17 protein-coding genes are annotated in these 21,788 nt (G+C 76.3%); 4 read left to right on the forward strand and 13 right to left on the reverse strand.

Annotated features, from left to right (window positions below; genetic code table 11):
* Positions 1-146: 146 nt before the first annotated feature.
* Positions 147-1,577 (reverse strand): trans-sulfuration enzyme family protein, encoded by a 1,431-nt coding sequence (locus IE271_RS30060; RefSeq protein WP_229919640.1) that lies wholly within the window; start codon positions 1,575-1,577, stop codon positions 147-149.
* A gap of 103 nt (positions 1,578-1,680) precedes the next feature.
* On the opposite strand from IE271_RS30060, the gene IE271_RS30065 reads away from it, so the two are divergent.
* Together IE271_RS30065 and IE271_RS30070 are read left to right on the forward strand one after the other, a co-directional pair.
* On the forward strand, positions 1,681-2,193 hold the full coding sequence (locus IE271_RS30065) for an Lrp/AsnC family transcriptional regulator (RefSeq protein WP_190193628.1): 513 nt from the start codon (positions 1,681-1,683) through the stop codon (positions 2,191-2,193).
* 39 nt (positions 2,194-2,232) lie between these two features.
* Positions 2,233-3,924, forward strand: coding sequence for a DUF885 domain-containing protein (locus tag IE271_RS30070; RefSeq protein WP_190193629.1), 1,692 nt, complete (start codon positions 2,233-2,235; stop codon positions 3,922-3,924).
* A 192-nt stretch (positions 3,925-4,116) separates the two neighbouring features.
* On the opposite strand, the gene IE271_RS30075 is transcribed toward IE271_RS30070, so the two are convergent.
* The 5 genes from IE271_RS30075 to IE271_RS30095 all read right to left on the reverse strand — a co-directional run bounded on the left by IE271_RS30075 (position 4,117) and on the right by IE271_RS30095 (position 10,446).
* The gene (locus IE271_RS30075; protein WP_190193630.1) at positions 4,117-7,122 is read right to left on the reverse strand and encodes an AAA family ATPase; all 3,006 of its coding nucleotides are present in this window, start codon (positions 7,120-7,122) and stop codon (positions 4,117-4,119) included.
* A complete protein-coding gene (locus IE271_RS30080; RefSeq protein ID WP_190193631.1) occupies positions 7,119-8,282 on the reverse strand; it encodes an exonuclease SbcCD subunit D in 1,164 nt (387 codons plus the stop codon). The genes IE271_RS30075 and IE271_RS30080 overlap by 4 nt, the downstream gene beginning before the upstream one ends.
* Before the next feature lie 171 nt (positions 8,283-8,453).
* On the reverse strand, positions 8,454-9,080 hold the full coding sequence (locus tag IE271_RS30085; protein WP_190193632.1) for a YigZ family protein: 627 nt from the start codon (positions 9,078-9,080) through the stop codon (positions 8,454-8,456).
* A gap of 98 nt (positions 9,081-9,178) precedes the next feature.
* Positions 9,179-9,730, reverse strand: coding sequence for a SixA phosphatase family protein (locus IE271_RS30090; RefSeq protein ID WP_190193633.1), 552 nt, complete (start codon positions 9,728-9,730; stop codon positions 9,179-9,181).
* On the reverse strand, positions 9,727-10,446 hold the full coding sequence (locus tag IE271_RS30095; RefSeq protein ID WP_229919641.1) for a hypothetical protein: 720 nt from the start codon (positions 10,444-10,446) through the stop codon (positions 9,727-9,729). Before IE271_RS30095 ends, IE271_RS30090 begins: the two co-directional genes overlap by 4 nt.
* A gap of 268 nt (positions 10,447-10,714) precedes the next feature.
* Between IE271_RS30095 and IE271_RS30100 the strand changes: the two genes are divergently transcribed.
* Positions 10,715-11,122, forward strand: coding sequence for a CoA-binding protein (locus IE271_RS30100; protein ID WP_190193680.1), 408 nt, complete (start codon positions 10,715-10,717; stop codon positions 11,120-11,122).
* An 86-nt stretch (positions 11,123-11,208) separates the two neighbouring features.
* On the opposite strand, the gene IE271_RS30105 is transcribed toward IE271_RS30100, so the two are convergent.
* The 5 genes from IE271_RS30105 to IE271_RS30125 form a co-directional block, all read right to left on the reverse strand.
* Positions 11,209-12,009, reverse strand: a complete 801-nt coding sequence (locus IE271_RS30105) for a VOC family protein (RefSeq protein WP_190193635.1) — start codon at positions 12,007-12,009, stop codon at positions 11,209-11,211.
* Positions 12,010-12,041: 32 nt separating this feature from the next.
* Positions 12,042-14,312, reverse strand: a complete 2,271-nt coding sequence (locus IE271_RS30110) for a catalase (RefSeq protein ID WP_190193636.1) — start codon at positions 14,310-14,312, stop codon at positions 12,042-12,044.
* Positions 14,313-14,737: 425 nt separating this feature from the next.
* A complete protein-coding gene (locus tag IE271_RS30115; RefSeq protein WP_190193637.1) occupies positions 14,738-15,295 on the reverse strand; it encodes a YbaK/EbsC family protein in 558 nt (185 codons plus the stop codon).
* Between the two features lie 90 nt (positions 15,296-15,385).
* Entirely contained in the window at positions 15,386-15,958 is a 573-nt protein-coding gene (locus IE271_RS30120; RefSeq protein WP_190193638.1) for a helix-turn-helix domain-containing protein, read from the reverse strand.
* Between the two features lie 369 nt (positions 15,959-16,327).
* Complete coding sequence (locus IE271_RS30125; protein ID WP_190193639.1) at positions 16,328-17,149, reverse strand: acyltransferase; 822 nt, start codon at positions 17,147-17,149, stop codon at positions 16,328-16,330.
* Between the two features lie 102 nt (positions 17,150-17,251).
* On the opposite strand from IE271_RS30125, the gene IE271_RS30130 reads away from it, so the two are divergent.
* The gene (locus tag IE271_RS30130) at positions 17,252-17,803 is read left to right on the forward strand and encodes a gamma carbonic anhydrase family protein (RefSeq protein WP_190193640.1); all 552 of its coding nucleotides are present in this window, start codon (positions 17,252-17,254) and stop codon (positions 17,801-17,803) included.
* A 310-nt stretch (positions 17,804-18,113) separates the two neighbouring features.
* Here IE271_RS30130 and IE271_RS30135 read toward each other — a convergent pair whose 3' ends face one another.
* Complete coding sequence (locus tag IE271_RS30135; RefSeq protein ID WP_190193641.1) at positions 18,114-18,779, reverse strand: DedA family protein; 666 nt, start codon at positions 18,777-18,779, stop codon at positions 18,114-18,116.
* A 211-nt stretch (positions 18,780-18,990) separates the two neighbouring features.
* A complete protein-coding gene (locus IE271_RS30140; protein WP_190193642.1) occupies positions 18,991-21,489 on the reverse strand; it encodes a beta-glucosidase family protein in 2,499 nt (832 codons plus the stop codon).
* Between the last annotated feature and the right edge of the window lie 299 nt (positions 21,490-21,788).

Genomic DNA, 21,788 nt, shown 5'->3' on the forward strand with positions numbered 1-21,788 from the left:
GGCGGGGTGCCGCCCGGTCCGGGCGGCACCCCGCCGCTCCCCCACGTCACGGTCTCCCGGCTCCCCTCATGCCGCCGCCTTCCGGCTCCCCTCGTGCCGCCGTCTCCCCGGCCTCTCCCCTCTCCCCGTGTCACACCCTCCCCGTGTCACACCCTCCCCAGCGCCCCGTCCAGGTCCCGCCACAGGTCCTCGACGTCCTCCAGCCCCACCGACATCCGCAGCAGCCGGTCGCTCACCCCGGCCGTGCGCCGGTCGGCGGGGTCGACGACGCGGTGGCTGATGGACGCCGGATGCTGGATGAGCGTGTCGACGCTGCCCAGGCTGACCGCGGGCGTGATCAGCCGGACGCGTTCGATCACCTCGTGCGGGTCGCCCGCCGTCTCGAAGGCGATCATGGCGCCGCCCAGCCGCGGGTAGCGCACGCGGGCGACGCGCGGGTCGGCGGCGAGGCGGCGCGCCAGTTCGGCGGCGGTCGCCGACGCCGCCCGCACCCGTACGGGCAGTGTCGACAGGCCGCGCAGCAGCAGGTAGCCGGCGAGCGGGTGCAGCACGCCGCCCGTGGCGAACCGCACCTGCCGCAGCCGCCGCGCGAACTCCTCGTCGCAGGCCACGACCCCGGCCATCACGTCGCCGTGCCCGCCCAGGTACTTGGTCGCGCTGTGCAGGACCAGCCGGGCGCCGTGCTCGGCGGGCCGCTGCAGGACCGGGGTCGCGAAGGTGTTGTCGACGAGCAGCGGAACGGTTCCGCAGGCGTGCGCGACCGCCCGCAGGTCGAGTTCGGCGAGCGTCGGGTTGGCGGGCGTCTCGACCATCACCAGGCCGGTGCCGGGCCGCAGCGCGTCCGCGATGCCCGCCGGGTCGACCCACGTCACCTCCGTGCCGAGCAGCCCGGCCGTCAGCAGGTGGTCGCTGCAGCCGTACAGCGGGCGCACGGCCACGACGTGCCGCAGACCGGTCGCGCCGCGCGCCAGCAGCACGGCGCTCAGCGCGGCCATGCCGCTGGCGAAGGCGACCGCGCTCTCCGTCCCCTCCAGCCGGGCGAGGGCGGCCTCGAAGCGCGCGACCGTCGGGTTGCCGAGCCGGCCGTAGACCGGCGGCCCCTCGGGCTCGGCGCCGTCCGCCGCGAACGCGTCGACCCGGGCGGCCTCGCCCCGGCTGTCGTACGAGGGGTACGTCGTCGACAGGTCGATCGGCGCGGCGTGCAGACCGAGGCCCGCCAGGTCCTCCCGGCCCGCGTGCACGGCCTCGGTCGCGAAGGCCCGGGCGGCGGGACGCGGCAGGACGCCGTCCTGGCGACGGTCGTACCGGACGCCGTGCGGATCATCGCTCCGGGCGTTCCGCGGGTCGCCGTCCCGGACGCCGTACGACTCGCCGTCCCGGACGCCGTACGGGTCACCGTCCCGGGCGTTCCGTGCGTCGCCGCGCGGGACGGCGCCCTGCGCGCCGCTCCACCGGGCGGCGTACGCGCCGCCCCCGCCCCCTCCCCCCGTACCGCGTCCGCCCGTACGCCCCGGGTCCCCGTCCTCGATGCCCGCCACGTCCGCCACGTCCTCCGCCCTCACACGTCCCGCGTCCATGTGTCCCGCTCCTCCCCTGCGTCCGGCCCTGTGTCCGAGTGCTCGGCGACAGCCTGAACACCGGCCGGGGAACGGGCGCCGGATCCCGTGCTACGTTCGGCCGGTGGCCGACTCCGTCGTACTGGATCCGGTGGACCTGCATCTTCTGCGCGTGCTGCAGAACGACGCCCGGACGACCTACCGCGACCTCGCGGCGCAGGTCGGCGTCGCCCCGTCGACGTGCCTGGACCGGGTGGCGCGGCTGCGCCGCTCGGGCGTCATCCTCGGCCACCGGCTGCAGCTCGACCCGGCGAAGCTCGGCCGGGGGCTGCAGGCGCTGCTGTCGGTGCAGGTCCGGCCGCACCGCAGGGAGCTGGTGGGGCCGTTCGTCGAGCGCATCCGGGCCCTGCCCGAGTCGCGCACGGTCTTCCACCTCACCGGACCGGACGACTACCTCGTGCACGTCGCGGTCGCGGACATGACGGACCTGCAGCGGCTGGTCCTCGACGAGTTCACCGCGCGGCGGGAGGTGGCCCGGGTCGAGACCCGGCTGATCTTCCAGCAGTGGGACTGCGGCCCCCTGCTGCCGCCGCCCCCTCCCGGTGGCGCCCCGGCCGGCGGCTCGCCCTCGGCGTAATGGGCTGACGCGCACGGCGGATCGTACGAGGATGGCCGCATGTCACAGACCAAGCACCCACTGCCCCGTGAGGTCGCCGACGCCTACGTCGACGACCTCGTCGCCCTCGACCCCGTCACCGGCACGTACCTAGGTGTGAAGGAGAGCCACAGCAGGCTGCCCGACACCTCCCCCGCCGGTCAGGAGGCCCTGGCCGACCTCGCGCGGAGGACCCTGGCCCGGCTGGACGAGGCGGAGCGGCAGCCCGGCGCGGACCGTGACATCGAGCGCAGGTGCGGGCGGCTGCTGCGCGAGCGGCTCACCGCGGAACTCGCCGTGCACGAGGCCGACGAGGGCCTGCGGGCGGTCGGCAACATGGAGACGCCCGCCCACGCGGTGCGCGAGGTCTTCGCCCTGACCCCGACCGGGACGGAGGAGGACTGGGCCGCCGTCGCCGAGCGGCTGCGCGCGGTGCCGACGGCCCTCGCGGGCTACCGCGCCTCCCTCGAACTCGGCCTGGAGCGCAAGCTGTACGCGGGGCCGCGGCCCACGGCGACGTTCATCGGGCAGCTCACCGAGTGGTCGGACACCGACGGCTCGGGCCGCGGCTGGTACGAGGAGTTCGCCGCGGCGGGCCCGGACGCGCTGCGCGCGGAGCTGGACGAGGCGGCGCGCGGCGCGACCGCGGCCGTCGTCGCGCTGCGGGACTGGATGCGCGACGTCTACGCGCCCGCGGTCGAGGGCGCCCCGGACACGGTCGGCCGCGAGCGCTACGCGCGCTGGTCGCGCTACTTCAACGGCACGGACCTCGACCTGGACGAGGCGTACGCGTACGGCTGGGCCGAGTACCACCGGCTGCTCGCCGAGATGCGGACCGAGGCGGAGAAGGTCCTGCCCGGCGCCGCGACCCCGTGGGTCGCGCTCGCCCACCTCGACGAGCACGGCCGGCACATCGAGGGCGTCGAGGAGGTCCGCGAGTGGCTGCAGGGCCTGATGGACCGGGCGATCGAGGCCCTCGACGGCACGCACTTCGACCTCGCCGAGCGAGTGCGCAAAGTCGAGTCCCGTATCGCCCCGCCCGGCAGCGCCGCGGCCCCCTACTACACGGCGCCGTCCGAGGACTTCTCGCGTCCGGGCCGCACCTGGCTGCCGACGATGGGGCAGACCCGCTTCCCGGTCTACGACCTGGTCTCCACCTGGTACCACGAGGGGGTGCCCGGCCATCACCTCCAGCTCGCCCAGTGGGTGCACGTCGCGGAGGACCTCTCCCGCTACCAGGCGAGCGTCGGCGGCGTCAGCGCCAACGCCGAGGGCTGGGCGCTGTACGCGGAGCGGCTGATGGACGAGCTGGGCTTCCTCCAGGACCCGGAGGAGCGGCTCGGCTACCTGGACGCGCAGATGATGCGGGCGGTCCGGGTCATCGTCGACATCGGCATGCACCTGGAGCTGGAGATCCCGGCGGACTCCCCCTTCCACCCCGGGGAGCGCTGGACGCCGGAGCTGGCGCAGGAGTTCTTCGGCTCGCACAGCAGCCGCCCGGCGGACTTCGTGGAGAGCGAGCTGACCCGCTACCTCACCATCCCGGGCCAGGCCATCGGCTACAAGCTCGGTGAGCGCGCCTGGCTGCTGGGCCGGGAGAACGCGCGCAGGCGGCACGGCGACGCCTTCGACCTCAAGGCGTGGCACATGGCGGCCCTCTCGCAGGGCTCGCTGGGCCTGGACGACCTGGTGGACGAGCTGTCCCGGCTCTGACGGGCACGACACGGCGCGGCGCGCCGTCGGCGTCCGGCCGTCCGGCCGGGCCGCCGTCGGCGGTCCGCCGGGCGCCGCGGCGGTTCGTCCGCCGGGCGCCACGCCGGTTCACTCGCGGGACGCAGCGGCGATTCGTCCGCCGGACACCTCGGCGGTTCCCGCCGTACGGCCCGGTCCGTGCCCGTGTGCGGCTCAGTCCGCGACCGCGCCCCGCTGCCGCAGCGCCGACCCCGACCGTCCCTTCACGACCTCCAGCTGGGCGTGGACGCGGCGCCGCAGGTCGGCGACGTGGCTGACGATGCCGACGCTGCGGTCGCGTTCGCGCAGCGAGTCGAGCACGTCGAGGACCTCGTCGAGCGTCTGGTCGTCGAGGCTGCCGAAGCCCTCGTCGATGAAGAGGGTGTCGAGGCGCACGCCGCCGGCCTCGTCCGTGACGACGTCCGCGAGGCCCAGGGCGAGCGCCAGCGAGGCGAAGAAGGTCTCGCCGCCGGAGAGCGTGGAGGTGTCCCGCTCGCGCCCGGTCCAGGCGTCCACCACGTGCAGCCCGAGTCCGCTGCGCCCGCGTCCGGACCGGTCGTCGGAGTGGACGAGGGTGTACCGCCCCGAGGACATCCGCCGCAGCCGCACGGTGGCGGCGGCCGCGACCTGCTCCAGGCGGGCGGCGAGGACGTAGGACTCCAGGCGCATCCGGCGCTCGTTCTCGGCGGAGGTGCCGGCGGTGAGGGCGGCGAGCCGCGCCACCCGGTCGTACTCCTCCCGCAGGGGGCCCAGGCGGCGCAGGGACGCGGCGGCCTGCCGGCTCAGCCGGTCCAGCTCCCGGCAGCGCCGGTCGGCCGCGTCGCCCGCGGACAGGGCCTCGCGCAGGCGGCGCTCCGCCGCGGCGGCCGCGCGCTCGGCGGCCGCGAGGTCGACGGGCGGGCGCTGCGCGGCGGCGGCGGTGTCGGCCTCGGCCAGCACGGCGCGCACCGCCGCCTCCTCCGTCTGCCAGGCGTCCAGCTGCCGCTGGAGCGCGCGGTGCCCGGCGTCGTCGAGCAGGGCGTCGGCCGCCGCCTGCGGGGTGTCGAACCCGGCGCGGAAGGCGGCGTCGGCCAGGCGCGCGTCGGCGTCCTTGAGCCGCTGGGCGGTGTCCTCGGCGGCCCGCGCGGCGTCCGCGGCGTCGGTGAGCCGGGCGACCCGCGCGTCCAGCTGCGCGGCCCGGGCCGCCACGCTGCCGGCGTCTCCCCTGGCCCGGTCGATCTCCGCCTCCAGGGCGCTCCTCTCGCGGTCGAGCGTGTCCCGCCGGGAGGCGCGCGCGGCGGCGCGGACCTCGGCCTGCTGCCGGGCCGTGAGGCGGCGTTCGCGCTCCTGCTCGGCGTGGCGCAGCTCCTCGCCGGCGGCGTGCAGCCCGGAGGCGTCCGCCCGCGCCCCGGCGTACTGCCGCTCCAGCTCCGCCTCCTCCTCGGCGAGTCGGCGGGTGGGGGCGTCGCCCGCCTCGGCCGTGGCGGCGGCCAGCGCCTCGCGGGCGAGGGCGAGGCGCCGTTCGTCCTCCGCGCGCCGCGCCTCGGCCCGCCGGTAGGCGGCGAGCGCCTCCTCCTCGGCCGCGCGGTCGACGTGTCCGGCGCCCCTGCGCGCGGGCGCCGGGTGCTCGACGGCGCCGCAGACCGCGCAGGGCTCGCCGGCGACGAGGCCCGCGGCCAGTTCGGCGGCGATGCCCAGCAGCCGCTGTTCCTTCAGCTCCAGCCAGTGCTCGTGGGCCCGGGCCGTCTCCTCCCGGGAGCGCAGGGCCCGGGCCTGCGCCTCCTCCGTGTCGCCGGCCAGCCGGTCGCGCAGCCGCGCGGCCGCCAGCCGGGCCCGGGCGGGCTCGCGCCGCACGGCCAGCTGCTCGGCGCGCGCCGCGGCCTCCTGCGCGGCCTCCACCCGCCGCACCAGGGCGGTACGGGTCTCCTCCCACGAGGCGAGCCAGCTCCCGGCCTCCTGCAGCACCTCCTCGTCGGCGTGGTCCTGGCGGTCCAGGCCGGCGCGTTCGGCGGTGAGTTCGGCCAGTCGGTGCTCGGCGCGGCGGGCGGACTCCAGGCCGCCGCGCTCCTCGGCGGCCCTGCGGGCGGCGGCCGCGAGGCCCGCCGCGCCGGCGCCGGCGAAGGCGTCGGGCAGGGCCGCCCGCGCCCGTGCCTCCTCGGCGGCGGCGCGCCGGTGCTCGGCCTCGGCGGCCTCCCGCAGGGCGAGGGCGGGCGCCACCGCCTCGGCCCTGCGGGCCCGCTCCATCCGGGTCCGCGCCCGGCGCTGCTCGCCGGAGCGCTCCTCCAGGGCCGCGGCCCGCTTCCGGGCCTCGGCGAACCGGCGCTGCAGCCGGGCCAGTTCGCGCGCCTGGCCGAGGGCGTGGTCGGCGGCGGTCCGCTCCTCCTCGGCGGCCCCGCGGCCGCACCGGGCCACGGCCAGCCGCTCGCGGGCGGTGCTGCGTGCGACGGCGGCCCAGGCCAGGACGGCCTCGCCGAGTCCCGGGTCGCCCGGCTTCCCGTCGGGCGGCGGGAGTTCCACGAGGTCGCCGGCGGCCTGGTGCATCCGGTGCGCGTCGGCGAGCAGGTCGGCGTCGCCCTCGCGCACCCGCGCCTCGGCGGCGCGCCGCCGCTCGGCGAGGCGCTTCTCCACCTCCGCGAACCGCTGGGTGTCGAAGAGGCGGCCGAGGAGCCTGCCCCGGGACTCGGCGTCGGCCCGCAGGAAGCGCGCGAAGTCGCCCTGGGGCAACAGGACGACCTGGCAGAACTGCTCCCGGCTCATGCCGAGGAGCTGGGTGATCTCCTCACCGACCTCCTGGTGGGAGCGGCTGAGGTCCTTCCAGGAGCCGGCCGACGCGTCGTACTCGCGCAGCCAGGTCTGCGCCTTCTCGGTGGTCGTGCCCGTGCCGCGCTTCTTCGGCCGCTCCCAGGGCGGCTGCCGGGTGACCTCCAGGCGCCGCCCGGCGACGGTGAGTTCGAGGCGGACCTCGGTGCGCGCGCCGGGTGCCGCGTGGTCGCTGCGCAGACCGAGGCCCTGCGTGCTCTGCCGGGCGCCGGGCACGGCCCCGTACAGGGCGTAGCAGACGGCGTCCAGGACGGAGGTCTTGCCCGCGCCCGTCGGGCCGTGCAACAGGAACAGGCCGGCCGCCGACAGTTCGTCGAAGTCGACGCTCTGGGAGCCGCCGAAGGGGCCGAAGGCGGTGATGTCGAGCCGGTGCAGCCTCACCGCGCCACCTCGCGGACCGCCTCGTCGGCGCGCACGGCGTCGAACGCGTCCCGCAGCACGGCCTGTTCGCGCCCGTTCGGCCCGGCGCCGCGCACATGGGCGACGAAGTCCTCGGCGATCTCCTGGTCGCTGCGCCCGGCGAGCCGCCGGGCGTACGACACGTCGGGGTCGTCCGGGGCCCGGTCGGGCTGGAACACCAGGCTGAGCGTGTGCGGGAAGCGCGCGGCGAGCCGGGCCATGGGGTCGGCCGGACGCACGGTGTCGGTGAGTGTCGCCTCCACCCACGCCTCCTCGTACCGGGTCAGCCCCTCGTCGGCGAGCAACTCCTCCAGCGGGCCCCGGATCCGGGCGAGCGGGCGCGGCACCGGGCAGTCGATCCGCTCGGCCGTCACCGCGCCGCCGGCGTCCAGGTCGACGAGCCACATGGTCTTGCGGTGCTCCGCCTCCGAGAAGGAGTACGGCAGCGGGGAGCCGGAGTAGCGCACGCGCTCGGTCAGGGTCTGGCAGCCGTGCAGGTGGCCCAGGGCCACGTAGTCGACGCCGGCGAAGACCCCGGCCGGTACGGAGGCCACGCCGCCGACGGTGATGTCCCGTTCGCTGTCGCTGGGTTCGCCGCCGGTGACGAAGGCATGGGCGAGGACGACGGAGCGGGTGCCCGCGGGCCGTTCCGCCAGATCGGCGCGCACCCGGTCCATGGCGGCGCCGAGCACCGCCTCGTGCCCGGCCCTCTCCACTCCGAACTCCCCTTTGACCAGCGCGGGTTCGAGGTAGGGCAGGCCGTAGAAGGCGACGTCGCCGTGGGCGTCGGCCAGCACGACCGGCGTGCCGCAGGCGGCGGGGTCGGTGCGCAGGTGGATGCCCGCGCGGCCGATGAGCCCGGCGCCGACGCCGAGCCGGCGCGCCGAGTCGTGGTTCCCGGAGATCATGACCGTCGGCACGCCGAGGTCCGCGAGCCGGTGCAGGGCGTCGTCGAACAGCTCGACGGCGGCCAGCGGCGGCACCGCCCGGTCGTACACGTCCCCGGCGACGACCACCGCGTCGACCTCGCGCTCGCGCACGGTCGTGACGAGGTGGCCGATGAACTCGGCCTGGGCACCGAGCATGTTGACCCGGTGGAAGGCCCGGCCGAGGTGCCAGTCGGACGTGTGCAGAAACCTCATGATCCCCGAGACTATCGGGCGGGCCGGGCCGTACGGGCGGCCACTCCCGCATCCATCGACCGCATACAGGACATATCCCGCCAGGAGTTCGTACGGGACGCACGGCAGCATTCCGCCGTCCCGCGCGAGCGGCGCGCACCGTGGGCCTCCCGCCCGCCCGGACGCCCCGCCTCACACGTCCCCGTACGCCTCTCCCCCGAGTGCGAACCGCGCGCTCCCGGCCGTCGCGTCGGCCAGCCACGCGCGGAAGGCGTCCACGTCCGCGTCCGGCAGTCCGACCTCGATCGTGACCTCCTCCGCGTACCGCACGTCGCGGACCTCGCGGCCGGTGGCGCGCAGGTCGTTCTCGACCTTGCCCGCGCGCTGGTGGTCGACGGTCACGGTGGCGAGCCGGAAGCGCCGGCGGGTGCGGGTGCCGAGCGCGTCGAGGGCCTCGCCGACCACGCCTCCGTAGGCGCGGATGAGTCCGCCGGCCCCGAGCTTGACGCCCCCGTAGTACCGGGTCACGACGGCGACGACGTACCGCATGTCGCGGCGCAGCAGCATCTGCAGCATGGGCACGCCCGCGGTGCCGCCGGGCTCGCCGTCGTCGCTCGCCCTCTGGACGGCCGCGTCGGCGCCGATGACGTACGCGAAGCAGTTGTGCGTGGCGTCGGCGTGCTCCCTGCGGACCGCGGCGACGAAGTCCTGGGCCTCCTGCTCGGTGGCGGCGGGGGCGAGCGCGCACAGGAAGCGGGAGCGGCTGATCTCGGTCTCGTGGACCCCTGCGCGGGCCACCGTGCGGTACTCGTCCTGCATCCGGCCAGCCTATGCGCTCGCCGGAGGGCTCCTCGCCGCGGCTGGTGCCGCGACCGGAAAGGTCTGCCGTGAGCCGGTGAACCCTTCCGGTCACGGCACTAGCGGGGGCGCCTCCCCCCGCGCGGCACCAGGGCGGCCGTCAGCACCGCCGTGCCGGGGGCGAGGTCCCGCCAGACGGCACCGTGCCAGGTGAGGACGGCTACGGCCGAGGTGGGGAACGTGCGGCGCACGGCGTCCAGGGCGTCGCCGAGGCCGTCCCCGGCCAGGTCGAGGACCAGCTCCTGCAGACCGGGGTTGTGCCCGACCAGCAGCAGCGTGCGCGCCTCGGCGGGCGACTCGCGCACGACGCCGAGCAGTCCGGGCGCGCCGGCCCCGTACAGCCGGGGGTCGTAGCGCACCGAAGGGGGCGTGCCCCACTGGGCGGAGGCGAGTTCCCAGGTGCGGCGGGCGCGCAGGGCGGTGGAGCACAGCGCGAGGTCGGGCAGGCAGTCGGCCTCGGCGAGCGCGCGCCCGGCGGCGGGCGCGTCCCGCAGGCCGCGCGGGGCGAGCGGCCGTTCGTGGTCGGCGACGCCCTCGGGGCGGGCCGACTTGGCGTGGCGCAGGACGACGAGGCGGCGCAGCGGCCCCTTCCCGGCGGTGTGCGCCGTCACGGCCCGGCCGCCCGGCCGACGTCGCGGACGAGGTCGAGGCCGAGGAGGCGGTCCGCGTAGGCGTACGTCTCGAAGCGCGCTCCGTCGGGCAGGTCCGGCGCGTGCCCGGCCGCCCGCAGCTCCTCCAGCACGGCGGGCACGTCGAGGTCGTCCTCCCACGCCGTGCGCAGCCGTCCGCGCACGGCCTCGGGCACGGGCCGGGAGGGGCGGGTGGCCCAGGCGGCGACCTGCGCGCGCAGCCGGGCGAGCGTCCCGGCGGCCTCCGCGAGCGCGTCCGCGCCGAGCGTCACGGCCTCGTGACGCGCGTGGCCGAGCAGGGCGAGCCGCAGCGCCGCGGGCTCCGGCGGCACCGCGTCCCAGTCGGCCGGGGCGACCTCGACCCGCACGCCGTCGACCTCCTCACCGCCCGCCCCCACCACGTGCAGGCCCCGGGCGCCGCCGAGCGTCGTGCCGACGTCGAGCTGGTCCCCGAAGGGGCGGATGCCCAGCTCCGCGGCCTCCTCCCGCAGCTCCGCGCGGCCCTCCCGCCCGGCCAGCACGGCCCAGACGGGCGTCCCCTGCAGTTCGAGGGCGCGTACGAGGAGGTCGGCGGCCAGCAGGACCCGCAGCCCGGTGGCGTCGGCGCGCGGCACGTGCGCGGTGACCCGGGTCAGCCCCCTGCGGACGGCGGTGGCCTCGGTGGACGCGCCGGTGCGGGCGTCGGTGATACGGAGCACGGCTCCGAGCCTAGGCGGGCCGGGCGCGCCGCGCAGGGCCGCGGGGGCCCTTCCGGACATGGAGCGGCCCCGAGGTGGGACCCGTACGGGAGAAGGGCGCCGCTAAGGCCCCGAAGGGGCCGTGAAAGGGGACGCGGGAATCAGCGTGCGGGGCCCGCTGTTGCCCCGGCACGACGGCGGGTCCGCGCCGGGCGCCCGCGCGGACCCGCACACCGCGCACGCGCGCGCCGCGACCGGCGGCGCGCACGACGAGACGAGGAGGCCGCCCGTGTACGGCGACGACGAGACGCTCCGCAGGATCCTGACCGAGTCCGGCGACACCTGGGCGGTCGTGGGACTGTCCTCGAACCGGAACCGGGCGGCCTACGGCGTCGCCCAGGTCCTGCAGCGGTACGGCAAGCGCGTCGTGCCCGTCCACCCGAAGGCGGAGACGGTCCACGGCGAACAGGGGTACGCGTCGCTGGCCGACGTCCCCTTCGAGGTGGACGTGGTCGACGTCTTCGTCAACAGCGACCTGGCCGGCGCGGTCGCCGACGAGGCCGTGGCGAAGGGCGCGAAGGCGGTCTGGTTCCAGCTCGGCGTCGTCGACGAGGCGGCCTACGAGCGGACCCGCGCCGCCGGACTCGACATGGTCATGGACCGCTGCCCCGCCATCGAGATCCCCCGCCTGGGCTGAGGGCGCCCCGGCCCTGGAGCCGTGTGCGGCCGGCAGGTCCAAGACCTGCCGGCCGCACACGGCTCCGCCCCTCCCGTCCGGACGGCTCAGCCGGCTCCGCGCGAGGTGACCGTGAACTGCGCCCCGTCCGGGTCCCGCAGGACGGCCTCCTGCCGGTCCGGCCGGTGCTCCGCGACCGTGCCGCCGTGGGCGAGCGCCGCGCTCACGCAGGCGTCCACGTCGGGGACGACGAAGTGGATCCGCCAGTGCGGGCGGACGGCCGGGTCGGGGGCCGCCTCGACCGCGCCCGAGTGGATGCGGGCGACCACGTCGCCCTCGCTGCGCAGGACGACCTCGTCCTCGTCGTAGAGGACCTCGCAGCAGCCGGCGCGCTCGGAGGCCCAGTCCAGGACCTCCCCGTAGAACATCGCGGCGTCGAAGGCGTTGCGCGTGTGCAGACGGACGAAGGTCCGGGCGGCGCGGCGCCAGACCTCCCAGCCGGAGAACAGCTCGCCCTCCCAGATGCCGAAGACCGCGCCGTCGCGGTCGGCCAGCAGGGCCGTGCGCCCCGGGGGGAGCGCGATCGGCCCGACCGCCGCCGTGCCACCGCGCTCCGCCACCCGGGAGACCGCCTCGTCCGCGCTCGGCACCGCGAAGTACGGGGTCCACGCGACGGCGACCTGCCACATGGAGGCCACCGCCGCGATGCCCGCCACCGGGACGCCGTCGGCGTGGGCGACCCGGAACCGGTCGCCCATGTGTCCCCGGCGCCACTCCCAGCCGAGGACCGCCCGGTAGAAGTCCTCGGTGGCCTCCACGTCGCGTGCGGTCAGGCTCACCCAGCACGGGGCGCCGAAGACCGAGTGGCTGGTGACGGCGGTGTCGTGGAGTGCTGTGTTCCGGTTCATCGTGGTGCCGTTCTGTGCTCTGTGATGGCGCGTCAGACCTGGGGTGTGAACCGGTCCCAGACGCGGTGCTTGCCCAGCAGGGCGGAGACCTGCTCCAGTACGGTCGCACCGCTGTCGCCGGTGACCACGCCCGGCGCGCCGGTGGGGATGCCGGCCGCCTCCAGGACGGTCTCGGCGCCGGCCCAGCCGCCGAGGGCCTTGCCGTGCCGGAAGGCCTCCGACAGCAGGAGCAGGACGCGCGGGTCGGTGGCCGCGACGGGAGCGGCGTCGTCGGTCTTGGCGTCGCGGGCGCCCAGGGCGTCGCTGCCCGGGCCGGGCACGCCCGCCACCAGGACGGCGTCGAACTCCACCGAGCGGGCGGTGGCGAAGGTGCGCTGCACGGTGACCGGGTCGCCGCCGGCGTCGAGCTTGCCGCCCGACGGGGCGATGACCAGGGGCACCATGCCGGCGTCCAGGATCGTGCGCCGCACGGTGCGCACGTCGTCGAGGTCGGTGGTGTCGTCGGCGACGATGCCGATCATGCGCCCGTCCGGCGGCCAGACCCCGCCCACCTGCGACAGCGCCGGGCTGGGCGTGACGTCAGCCAGCGGCACCGACGGCGCCGGGGCGGGCAGGCCGAGGCCCTCGGCGACGCGCTCGCACAGCACGGGGTCGATGTTGGCCAGCGTCTGCAGGGCGCGCTCCTTGATCGCCTGCTCGTAGCACTTGCCCAGCTCGAAGGTGTAGGCGTGGACGATGTGCTCGCGCTCGATCGGCGTCATGCTCTGCCAGAACAGCCGCGGCTGGCTGAAGTGGTCGTCGTAGGACGCGGGGGCCTCGCGGACCTTGCGCGCGGCGGGCACCTCCACCGGCGTCTCGACGAAGGCGGCGGTGTCGGCGCCGGCGAAGAACGGGCAGCCGCCGTCCAGGGAGTTGGGCTTGTAGGGCGCCGTCCCCGTGTGCACGGCGTGCTGGTGGAAGCCGTCGCGCAGCATGTCGTTGACCGGCGCGTGCGTACGGTTGATCGGGATCTGGTTGAAGTTCGGCCCGCCGAGCCGGCTGAGCTGGGTGTCGACGTAGGAGAACAGCCGCGCGGCCAGCAGCGGGTCGTCGGTGACGTCGATGCCCGGGACCAGGTGGCCGACGTGGAAGGCGACCTGCTCGGTCTCGGCGAAGAAGTTGGTGGGGTTGGCGTTCAGCGTCAGCAGGCCGATGGGCTGGACCGGCGCCAGCTCCTCGGGGACGATCTTCGTCGGGTCCAGCAGGTCGATGCCCTCGAAGGTCTGCTCCGGGGTGTCGGGGAAGACCTGGATGCCCAGCTCCCACTGCGGGTACGCGCCGGACTCGATGGCGTCGTAGAGGTCGCGGCGGTGGAAGTCGGGGTCGACGCCGCCGGTGATCTGCGCCTCCTCCCAGGTCTGGGAGTGCACGCCCAGCTTGGGCTTCCAGTGGAACTTCACCAGCGTGGTGGCGCCCTCGGCGTTGACCAGCCGGAAGGTGTGGACGCCGAAGCCCTCCATCATGCGGTAGGAGCGCGGGATGCCGCGGTCCGACATGTTCCACAGCGTGTGGTGGGTGGCCTCGGTGTGCAGGGTGACGAAGTCCCAGAAGGTGTCGTGGGCGCTCTGCGCCTGCGGGATCTCGCGGTCCGGGTGCGGCTTGCCGGCGTGGATGACGTCCGGGAACTTGATGCCGTCCTGGATGAAGAAGACCGGGATGTTGTTGGCGACCAGGTCCCAGACGCCCTCGCTGGTGTAGAACTTCGTCGCGAAGCCGCGGGTGTCGCGCGCGGTGTCCATCGAGCCGCGCGAGCCGAGGACCGTGGAGAAGCGCACGAACACCGGCGTCTCGACGTCCTTGCCGAACAGGGCGGCCCTGCTGACGTTCGAGGCGGTGCCGTAGCCGACGAAGACGCCGTGCGCGCCCGCGCCGCGCGCGTGCACGACCCGCTCGGGGATGCGCTCGTGGTCGAAGTGGGTGATCTTCTCCCGCAGGTGGTGGTCCTGGAGCAGGACGGGCCCCCGAGGCCCGGCCTTGAGGGAGTGGTCGGTGTCGTACAGCCGGGTCCCCGTGGAGGTCGTCAGGTACGCCCCGGACTGGGCTCGGGCCGTCGGCGGCGCACCCGTGGGCCGCCCGGTCGCGGTGCCGGTGGCGGGAGCGCCCTGGTCGGGCTTGGGCGGCAGCGGCTCGCGGGCCTCGGTCGGCTCGGCGAGCGTGGGAGGCTCCGCTCCCGGCTTGCCGGGCACACCGTCCTCCGGCCCGTCACCGCGCAACGCGTCGACGGCCTTGGCGGCAGCGGCCTTCACAGGGTTCTTGTCGCTCATGGCACATCCAAGCTGTCTCGGGGGCGGACCACGGTGCCGACGGAGGGGTACGCCCACCGACATCGTGCGCCCAGGAGGGTGTGACCGCACGGTCGGGCGGCCTCCGGTGCGCCGACTGGGTACCCCCGCGCCTGCCCTCAAACCTCACCCTTCCCACCCCGGCCCACGCCGCCCCGGCGGACCGCCGCGGGCACGTCCGGGCAGGTCACCGGCGTGCCCTTGCCGGCTTCGGCGCGCCCCGGCAGGGATGCGCCCCGGTCCGCGCGAGCCCGGCCCGCGGCACGCCCCGGCCCGGACGCGTGCGGCCCGGATGTGGCCCGCCCGGGTGCGCCCCGGGCCGGGCGTGCCGCGGGCCGGGGCGGGCCGGGCCGGGCGTGCCGCGGGCCGGGGCGGGCCGGGGCGGGCCGGGCCGGGCGTGCCGCGGATCAGCCGACGCCGAGACCCTCGACCACCTCGGCGCCGGGCAGCCCGGCGAGCGCCTTGCCGGGGACGAGCAGCTTGCCCCGCCGCCGGCCGCTGCCCACCAGGACGTACGGCAGGTCGGCCACCGCGGCGTCCACGAGGACCGGCCAGCCGGCCGGCAGCCCGATCGGGGTGATGCCGCCGTACTCCATGCCGGTCTCGCCCGTGGCGGTGTCCATGGGCGCGAACGAGGCCTTGCGGGCCCCGATCCGGCGGCGGACCACGCCGTTGACGTCGACGCGCGTGGCCGACAGGACGACACAGGCCGCCAGGGTCGTCCCACCGCCCCGTTTCCCGGCCACGACGACGCAGTTCGCCGACCGGTCGAGGAGGTCCTTGCCGTAGTGCTCCAGGAAGACCGCGGTGTCGGCCCAATCGGGCTCGGTGTCGACGTACACGATCTGCTCCGCCGGCACGTCGCCGCGCCAGTGGCGGACCGCGTCGGCGACCGGGCCCACCAGGACGTCCAGGCAGTCGGGGGCGGGCGTGGCGTTGTCGAAGTCTCCGATGGGTGCGCGCATGGACCGCACGCTAACAGCCGCAGTCCGGGCGGTTGAGGGGCGTCCCGGTCCCCGGGCGGCCCGCGCGTCGGCGCACGGGCGGCAGGGGCGTCAGCGCACCGGCGGCACGGACACCGTCATGGTCATCTCCACCGGCTCGTCGCCGGTGTTGGCGTAGGTGTGGGGGACATTGGCCTCGAAGGAGGCGCTCGCGCCTGCGGGCACCCGGTGCGGGACGCCGTCGACGGTCAGGGTCAGCTCGCCGGCCGTCACGTGGAGGAGTTCGACCGTGCCGCCCGGGTGCGGGTCGGACGCGCTGCCGTCGCCCGGCATGAGCCGCCAGTCCCACATCTCCAGCGGGCCGGGCGCCTCGGTGCCCGCGAGGAGGCGGTTGTAGCTGCCCGCCTCGGTGTGCCAGAGCCGCACCGCCTGGTCGGCGGGGACGATCCGCACCTTGGGCCCCTGGTCGTAGTCGAGCAGGGTGGTGACGCTGATGCCGAGCGCGTCGCCGATCTTGACGACGGTGCCGATGCTCGGGTTGGTGCGGGCCTGCTCGATCTGGATGAGCATCCCGCGGCTGACCCCGGCGCGGGCGGCCAGCGTCTCCAGGGTGAAGCCGCGTTCGGTGCGCCAGCGCTTGACGTTGCGCGCCAGGGACTGGGTCAGCAGGTCGAGGTCCGACACATTCCGTCCAATATTCTGAATGAAGAGCTCACTACGCCGAACTACGGTGTGGTGCACCGGATCGTTCACCGCACTGTACTGCGCGGCGGACCGTGACAGCACTCCTCGCCCTGGCCGTGGGCCTGTTCCGGGACCCGGCCGCCTCCGGCGGCGGACCGCCGGCGCGGCGGACGCCCGCGCCCGCCGCGGCCGTCGTCTCCCCGCTCGTGTCCCTCGGCGTCGTCGTGCCCGCCTCCGCGGAGCCGGCGCCGGCGGGCTGCCGGGTCCCGCGCGGTGCGCGGACCTCGCTCCGGCCGGCGCGGTGCCGCCCGCGGCGGGCCGGGCCGCCGTGCCGCACCGGCCGCCCGGCGGGCCCACGACCCGGCGCGCTCACGACTCGGCGGGCACGTCGTCCCGCGCGCCGTCGCCGAGCTCCGCGAGCCGGGCGGCCTTCTCGTCGTCGAGTTCCGCGAGCGCCAGCAGCTGCTCGGGGGTGACGCCCTCGGGAATCGGCACCGGCGCGGGCGTGCGCAGCGGCGGCTGCCAGCCCTCGGCGGGCGTCCAGCGCCGTACGACCTTGGCGGGCGCCCCGGCCACCACCGCGTGGTCGGGCACCGTGCCGCGTACCACCGCGCCGGCCGCCACCACGACGTTCCGCCCGATCCGCGCGCCCGGCAGGATCACCGCGCCGGTCCCTATCCAGCACCCCGGGCCTATCTCGACGGGGTCCATCCGCGGCCACTGCTTGCCGATCGGCTCGTGCGGGTCGTCGTAGGAGTGGTTCGTCGACGTCACGTAGACATAGGGGCCGAAGTAGCAGTCGCTGCCGATGGTGACCGTCGTGTCGGCTATGACGTGGCTGCCGCGGCCGAGGACCACGCCGTCGCCGACGCGCAGGATCGGGTCCGGGCCGAGGTCGAGGTCGGGCATCAGCCCGGCGGTGAGGGTGACCTGCTCGCCGATGATGCAGTGGGCGCCGAGGTGGATCCACGGCTCGCCGAAGACCGTGCCGAGCGGGAAGGCGAGCCTGGTACCTGTTCCCATCGCGCCGAAGCGGAAGCGCCCGGGCTGCTCGGCCGTGACGGCTCCCCGGCGCTGTGCCCAGGCCCAGCCCGCGTGGACGACGCGCTGCGCGAGGCGGCGGCGCCAGGACGAGAACGTGTTCCTGCTCTTGGGCACCCGCTCACCGTACTCAGCGCGTCCGGCGCCCATGCGGTCCCGTGCCTGTGATCTTCGCCCCACCCCGGCCGCCGTCGCGGAACCGTCGCCTACGGTGCCGTTACCCACGAGCCCCCGAGGAAGAGGGAGACAGCGATGGCGCACCGCGCGCTGACCGTCGGCATGAACGGCAAGGAACCGCGGGTGGACCGGGAGGCGTTCGCGGCGCCCACGTCGGTGCTGATCGGCGACGTCACCCTGGGCGCGGGGGCGAGCGTCTGGTACGGCGCGGTGCTGCGCTCCGAGTGCGAGCCGATCGTCGTCGGCGCCGGCAGCAACGTGCAGGACAACTGCACGCTCCACGTCGACCCGGGTTTCCCCGTCCGCATCGGCGAGCGGGTCTCGATCGGCCACAACGCCGTGGTGCACGGCGCCACGGTCGAGGACGACTGCCTGATCGGGATGGGCGCGACGGTGCTGAACGGCGCGGTGATCGGGACCGGTTCGCTGGTCGCCGCGCAGGCCCTGGTCCCGCAGGGGATGCGCGTGCCCCCGGGCTCGCTCGTCGCGGGGGTGCCCGCGAAGGTCAAGCGGGAGCTGACCGCTGAGGAGCGCGAGGCCGTCTCGCTGAACGGCGCCCACTACACGGAACTGGCCCAGCGGCACCGGGCCGCACACACGGAGACGGAGGAGGCCGCCACGGAGTGACGGCCGCGGGACTCCCGGGGGCCGCCGGAACCGGACGGAGGGCAGGGCCGACGGCCGGAGGCGGTGACGGCCGGGCGGCGGCACCGGGTGAACGGCAGGCCCGGCCGTCGCACGCGGTGACGGACGGCCGGCGGCACCGGGCGGATGCCGGCGGCCGCCGGACGCGGTGACGGGGCAAGGGCTGCGAGGGCCGGACGCCACGGCGGCCGGGCGCGGCGACAGAAGACGCCGCCGGCCGCCTGACGGCCGGGGACCGTGGCGGCCGGGCGCGGTACCGGGCGGCGCTGCCGTGCCCCCGGCGCGGTGGCGGTCAGTCGGTGGCCGGGACCGGCTCCGGCTCGGCCGCCGCCGGCTTCTGCGTCTCCGCCGTCGCCGCCGCCTTCTTGGCCTTGCGGCGCAGCACCAGCATCGAGGTGACGCCGATGAGCACGGCGGCCACCAGGCCGAGCCAGGAGAAGCGCTTCAGCCACGACTCGGCGACGACGCCCACGTAGTAGATGACGGCGGTGGTGCCGCCCGCCCAGACGATGCCGCCGAGCACGTTGGCGATCAGGAACTTCCAGTACGGCATGCGCAGCACACCGGCGAGCGGGCCCGCGAAGATCCGCAGCAGGGCGACGAAGCGGCCGAAGAACACGGCCCACATGCCCCACTTCTCGAAGGACCGCTCGGCCGTGGCGATGTGCCCCTCGCTGAAGTGCCGGGGGAACTTGGCCCCGAGCCAGGCCAGCAGCGGACGGCCGCCCTTGCGGCCGATGGCGTAGCCGATGGAGTCGCCGATCACGGCCCCGGCGCTGGCGCAGGCGCCGAGCACGAACGGGTCGATGCCGGCGTGCTGCGAGGAGAGCAGGGCGGCCGAGACCAGGATGATCTCGCCGGGCAGCGGAATGCCCAGACTCTCCAGACCGATGACCAGGCCCACCAGGGCGTAGATGCTCACCGCCGGGACGGTCTCGAGCCATTCCTGGACGTGCAACGCCGGTTCCTCCCGTGTCGAGTGCGGCTGTGGGCCCCGGTGCGTGACGCTTCGGTCGGCCGGACGGGCCCGGCGCGCGCTCCCCCTGTGCGCACCCCGGGAAGCCTACCCGCTCGACCGGACCGGCCGGAGTCCCGCGGGTCGTACCGGTGCGCGGGCTGTACCGGTGCGGCGGGCCCGCCGCCCGCGACCGCGCTCCCCCGGCCGCGGCTCAGACGACCACGTCCGCGTCGAGCCGCAGGTCGCGCGAGGAGGCCCCGGCCCAGACCGTGCGGCGGCCCGTGCCGAGGACCCAGCCGTGCCGCTCCGCGTCCCACGAGGAGAGCGTGCGCGCGTCGACGCGGACGGCGACCCGGCGCCGCTCCCCCGCCCGCAGCGCCAGCCGCCGGTAGCCGCCGAGCACCCGTACGGCCTGGTCGAGCCGGAGGTCGGGCGAGGGGCCGACGTAGACCTGCGCGACCTCGATCCCGTCCCGGCGGCCGGTGTTGCGCACGGTGAACGACACCTCCAGGCCGTCCCCGCGGCGCCGCGCCCGCAGGTCCTCGTAGGCGAAGGAGGTGTACGACAGGCCGTGCCCGAACGGGAACAGCGGCGCCACGTCCCGCGCGTCGTACCAGCGGTGGCCGACGTGGACGCCCTCCGTGTACTCCTGGACGCCGGACACGCCCGGGTAGCGCAGCGGGTCGCCGGCGACCGGGTGGCGGTCGTCGTCCACGGGGAAGGTCTGGGTGAGCCGGCCGCCGGGGTCGCGGTCGCCGAAGAGGACGGCGGCCGTGGCGGCCGCGCCCTCCTGGCCCGGGTAGTACATCTGCAGCACGGCGGCGGTGCGCTCCAGCCACGGCATCGCGGTCGCCGACGAGGTGTTGAGGACGACCGTGGTGCGCGGGTTGGCCGCCGTGACCGCCTCGATCAGCCGCTCCTGGTTCCCGGGCAGGGCCAGCGTCGTGCGGTCCTGTCCCTCGGTGGCGTCCTCGTAGGCGAACAGGACGACGCTGTGCGCGGCGCGCGCCGCCCGGACCGCCCCGGCCACGTCCGCGGCGCGGGTCGCGCCGGTGATGTGCCGCAGACGGAAGGTCTGGCCCTCCTTCCCGCCCTTCGCGGTGATCCGCAGCCGGTGCGTGCCGGCGGTGAGGCGGAGGCTCCTGCGGCGCACCGCGAGCCCGTCGGGCGCGGCGGAGACGAGGCCGCCGGCGAAGTACTCGGTGAGGCCGGGCGCCCGGGGGAAGAGCTCGACGTCGCCGAGGAGCACCTTCGGCCGCGCGCCCGAGCAGTGGACGACGAAGGTCCACTCGTCGTCCTCCCCTGCGGTGAGCGTCCCGTCGTACGCCCAGGTCTCCCCGGGCGCCACGGCCTGCCCCTCGGCGTCGAGGCCGGGGGTGAGGGCGCCGTGCGGCAGGGCCTTGCCGTAGAGGTCCTCGCCCAGCGCGTACGTGACCCTCGCCCCCCGTCCCGCGCGGGCCCTGATCGCGGCGAGCGGGCTGTCGGCCCGGTCGGGGACGACGTGGGCGCTGCCGCCACCGCTGACGAAGGGCACGGACCCGGTGGGCCCGACCATGGCGATGCTGCGGGCGGCGGCGCCGGTCAGGGGCAGGGCGCCGCCCTCGTTGCGCAGGAGCGTCGCACCGGCCTCGGCCACCTCGCGGGCGACGGCGGCGCCGGCCGCGGGGTCGCGCCCGGGGCGCGGCGGCGCGTCGGCGTCCAGCAGTCCGAAGCGGTCCAGCACGGTGAGGACGCGGCGCACGGACCGGTCGACGTGGGCCTCGGGGACGCCGCCGTCCCGGACGGCGGTCCGCAGGGCGGCGCCGAAGTGCCGGTCGTCCGGCATCTCCATGTCGAGGCCCGCGGCGAGCGACGCGGCGGTGCTGTGGGTGGCGCGCCAGTCGCTCATCACCCAGCCCGTGAAGCCCCAGCGGTCGCGCAGGACGTCGGTGAGCAGGGCGCGGTTCTCGCAGGCGTACGTGCCGTTGACCTTGTTGTAGGCGCCCATGACGGCGCCGCACCCGGCGTCGACGGCGGCCTCGAAGGCGCGCAGCTCGGTCTCGTGCAGGGTCCGTTCGCCGACCCGTACGTCGACGGTCTCACGGTCCTTCTCCTGGTTGTTCACGGCGAAGTGCTTGACGGTCGCGACGAGCCCCTCGCCCTGGACGCCCTCGATCTGGGCCGCCACCAGGTCGGCGGCGAGCAGTGGGTCCTCCCCGAAGGTCTCGAAGTTGCGTCCCGCGTACGGGGTGCGGATCAGGTTGACCATCGGCGAGAGCAGCACGTCCTGGCCGAGCGCGCGGCCCTCGCGGCCGACGACCCGCCCGTAGCGGCGGGCCAGCGCGGGGTCGAAGGCGGCGGCGAGCAGGACGGGCGCGGGCAGGGCGGTGGCGTGCCGGGCGACGCGCACCCCGGCCGGGCCGTCGGCGAGCCGCAGCGGCGGGATGCCCAGGCGCTTCACACCGGGCACGTAGCCGGCCTGGCCGAGCCTCTCCGGATCGGCGGCGCCGTGCAGCAGGGAGATCTTCTCGTCCAGGGTGAGCCGGGCGAGCAGGCCCTCGACGCGGGCGGAGGCGACGGGGCCGGCGGTGCGCGCGGAGCCTGCGGGCCCCGTGGCCGTGGTGCCCGCGGCGCGCGCGGCGGCGGGGGACCCCGTGGTCGCGGCGAGGGCGACGGCGGTCGCGCCGCCCAGCAGGCGCAGGGCTGACCGCCGGGACACGGTGTCGGGCATGGGCCGTCACTCCTTCGGTGTGCGGGCACGGCTGGGCGCGCCGCATCTGCGCCGGCGGCGCGGGTGCGTCCGGCCCTGGACGCACTATGCGCCAGGGACGGACCGACACACCGCTGGACACAACGGACGCGGCACGAATCCCACGACCGCCACCGAAGGGACCGTTCCGGCGCGCCGGAACGGCGGCACGGCGAACCGCCGGAACGGTGACACGGCGGAACGGCGGACGCCCCGGCGGGACCGGAGGGGGCCCGCCGGGGCGTCCGGCGAGGGCGCCGTGCGGCGCGCGCGGGAGGAAC

The organism is Streptomyces minutiscleroticus, from assembly GCF_014650875.1.
GTDB classification, from domain to species: domain Bacteria; phylum Actinomycetota; class Actinomycetes; order Streptomycetales; family Streptomycetaceae; genus Streptomyces; species Streptomyces minutiscleroticus.

What these genes read in the sequence shown, in the direction of transcription:
- IE271_RS30085 (WP_190193632.1), bottom strand. Translation starts at nt 9,080, where the DNA reads ATGCAGGACGAGTACCGCACGGTGGCCCGCGCAGGGGTCCACGAGACC.
- IE271_RS30125 (WP_190193639.1), bottom strand. Translation starts at nt 17,149, where the DNA reads ATGGGCGCCGGACGCGCTGAGTACGGTGAGCGGGTGCCCAAGAGCAGG.
- IE271_RS30070 (WP_190193629.1), top strand. Translation starts at nt 2,233, where the DNA reads ATGTCACAGACCAAGCACCCACTGCCCCGTGAGGTCGCCGACGCCTAC.
- IE271_RS30080 (WP_190193631.1), bottom strand. Translation starts at nt 8,282, where the DNA reads ATGAGGTTTCTGCACACGTCCGACTGGCACCTCGGCCGGGCCTTCCAC.
- IE271_RS30105 (WP_190193635.1), bottom strand. Translation starts at nt 12,009, where the DNA reads ATGAACCGGAACACAGCACTCCACGACACCGCCGTCACCAGCCACTCG.
- IE271_RS30060 (WP_229919640.1), bottom strand. Translation starts at nt 1,577, where the DNA reads ATGGACGCGGGACGTGTGAGGGCGGAGGACGTGGCGGACGTGGCGGGC.
- IE271_RS30130 (WP_190193640.1), top strand. Translation starts at nt 17,252, where the DNA reads ATGGCGCACCGCGCGCTGACCGTCGGCATGAACGGCAAGGAACCGCGG.
- IE271_RS30110 (WP_190193636.1), bottom strand. Translation starts at nt 14,312, where the DNA reads ATGAGCGACAAGAACCCTGTGAAGGCCGCTGCCGCCAAGGCCGTCGAC.
- IE271_RS30115 (WP_190193637.1), bottom strand. Translation starts at nt 15,295, where the DNA reads ATGCGCGCACCCATCGGAGACTTCGACAACGCCACGCCCGCCCCCGAC.
- IE271_RS30140 (WP_190193642.1), bottom strand. Translation starts at nt 21,489, where the DNA reads ATGCCCGACACCGTGTCCCGGCGGTCAGCCCTGCGCCTGCTGGGCGGC.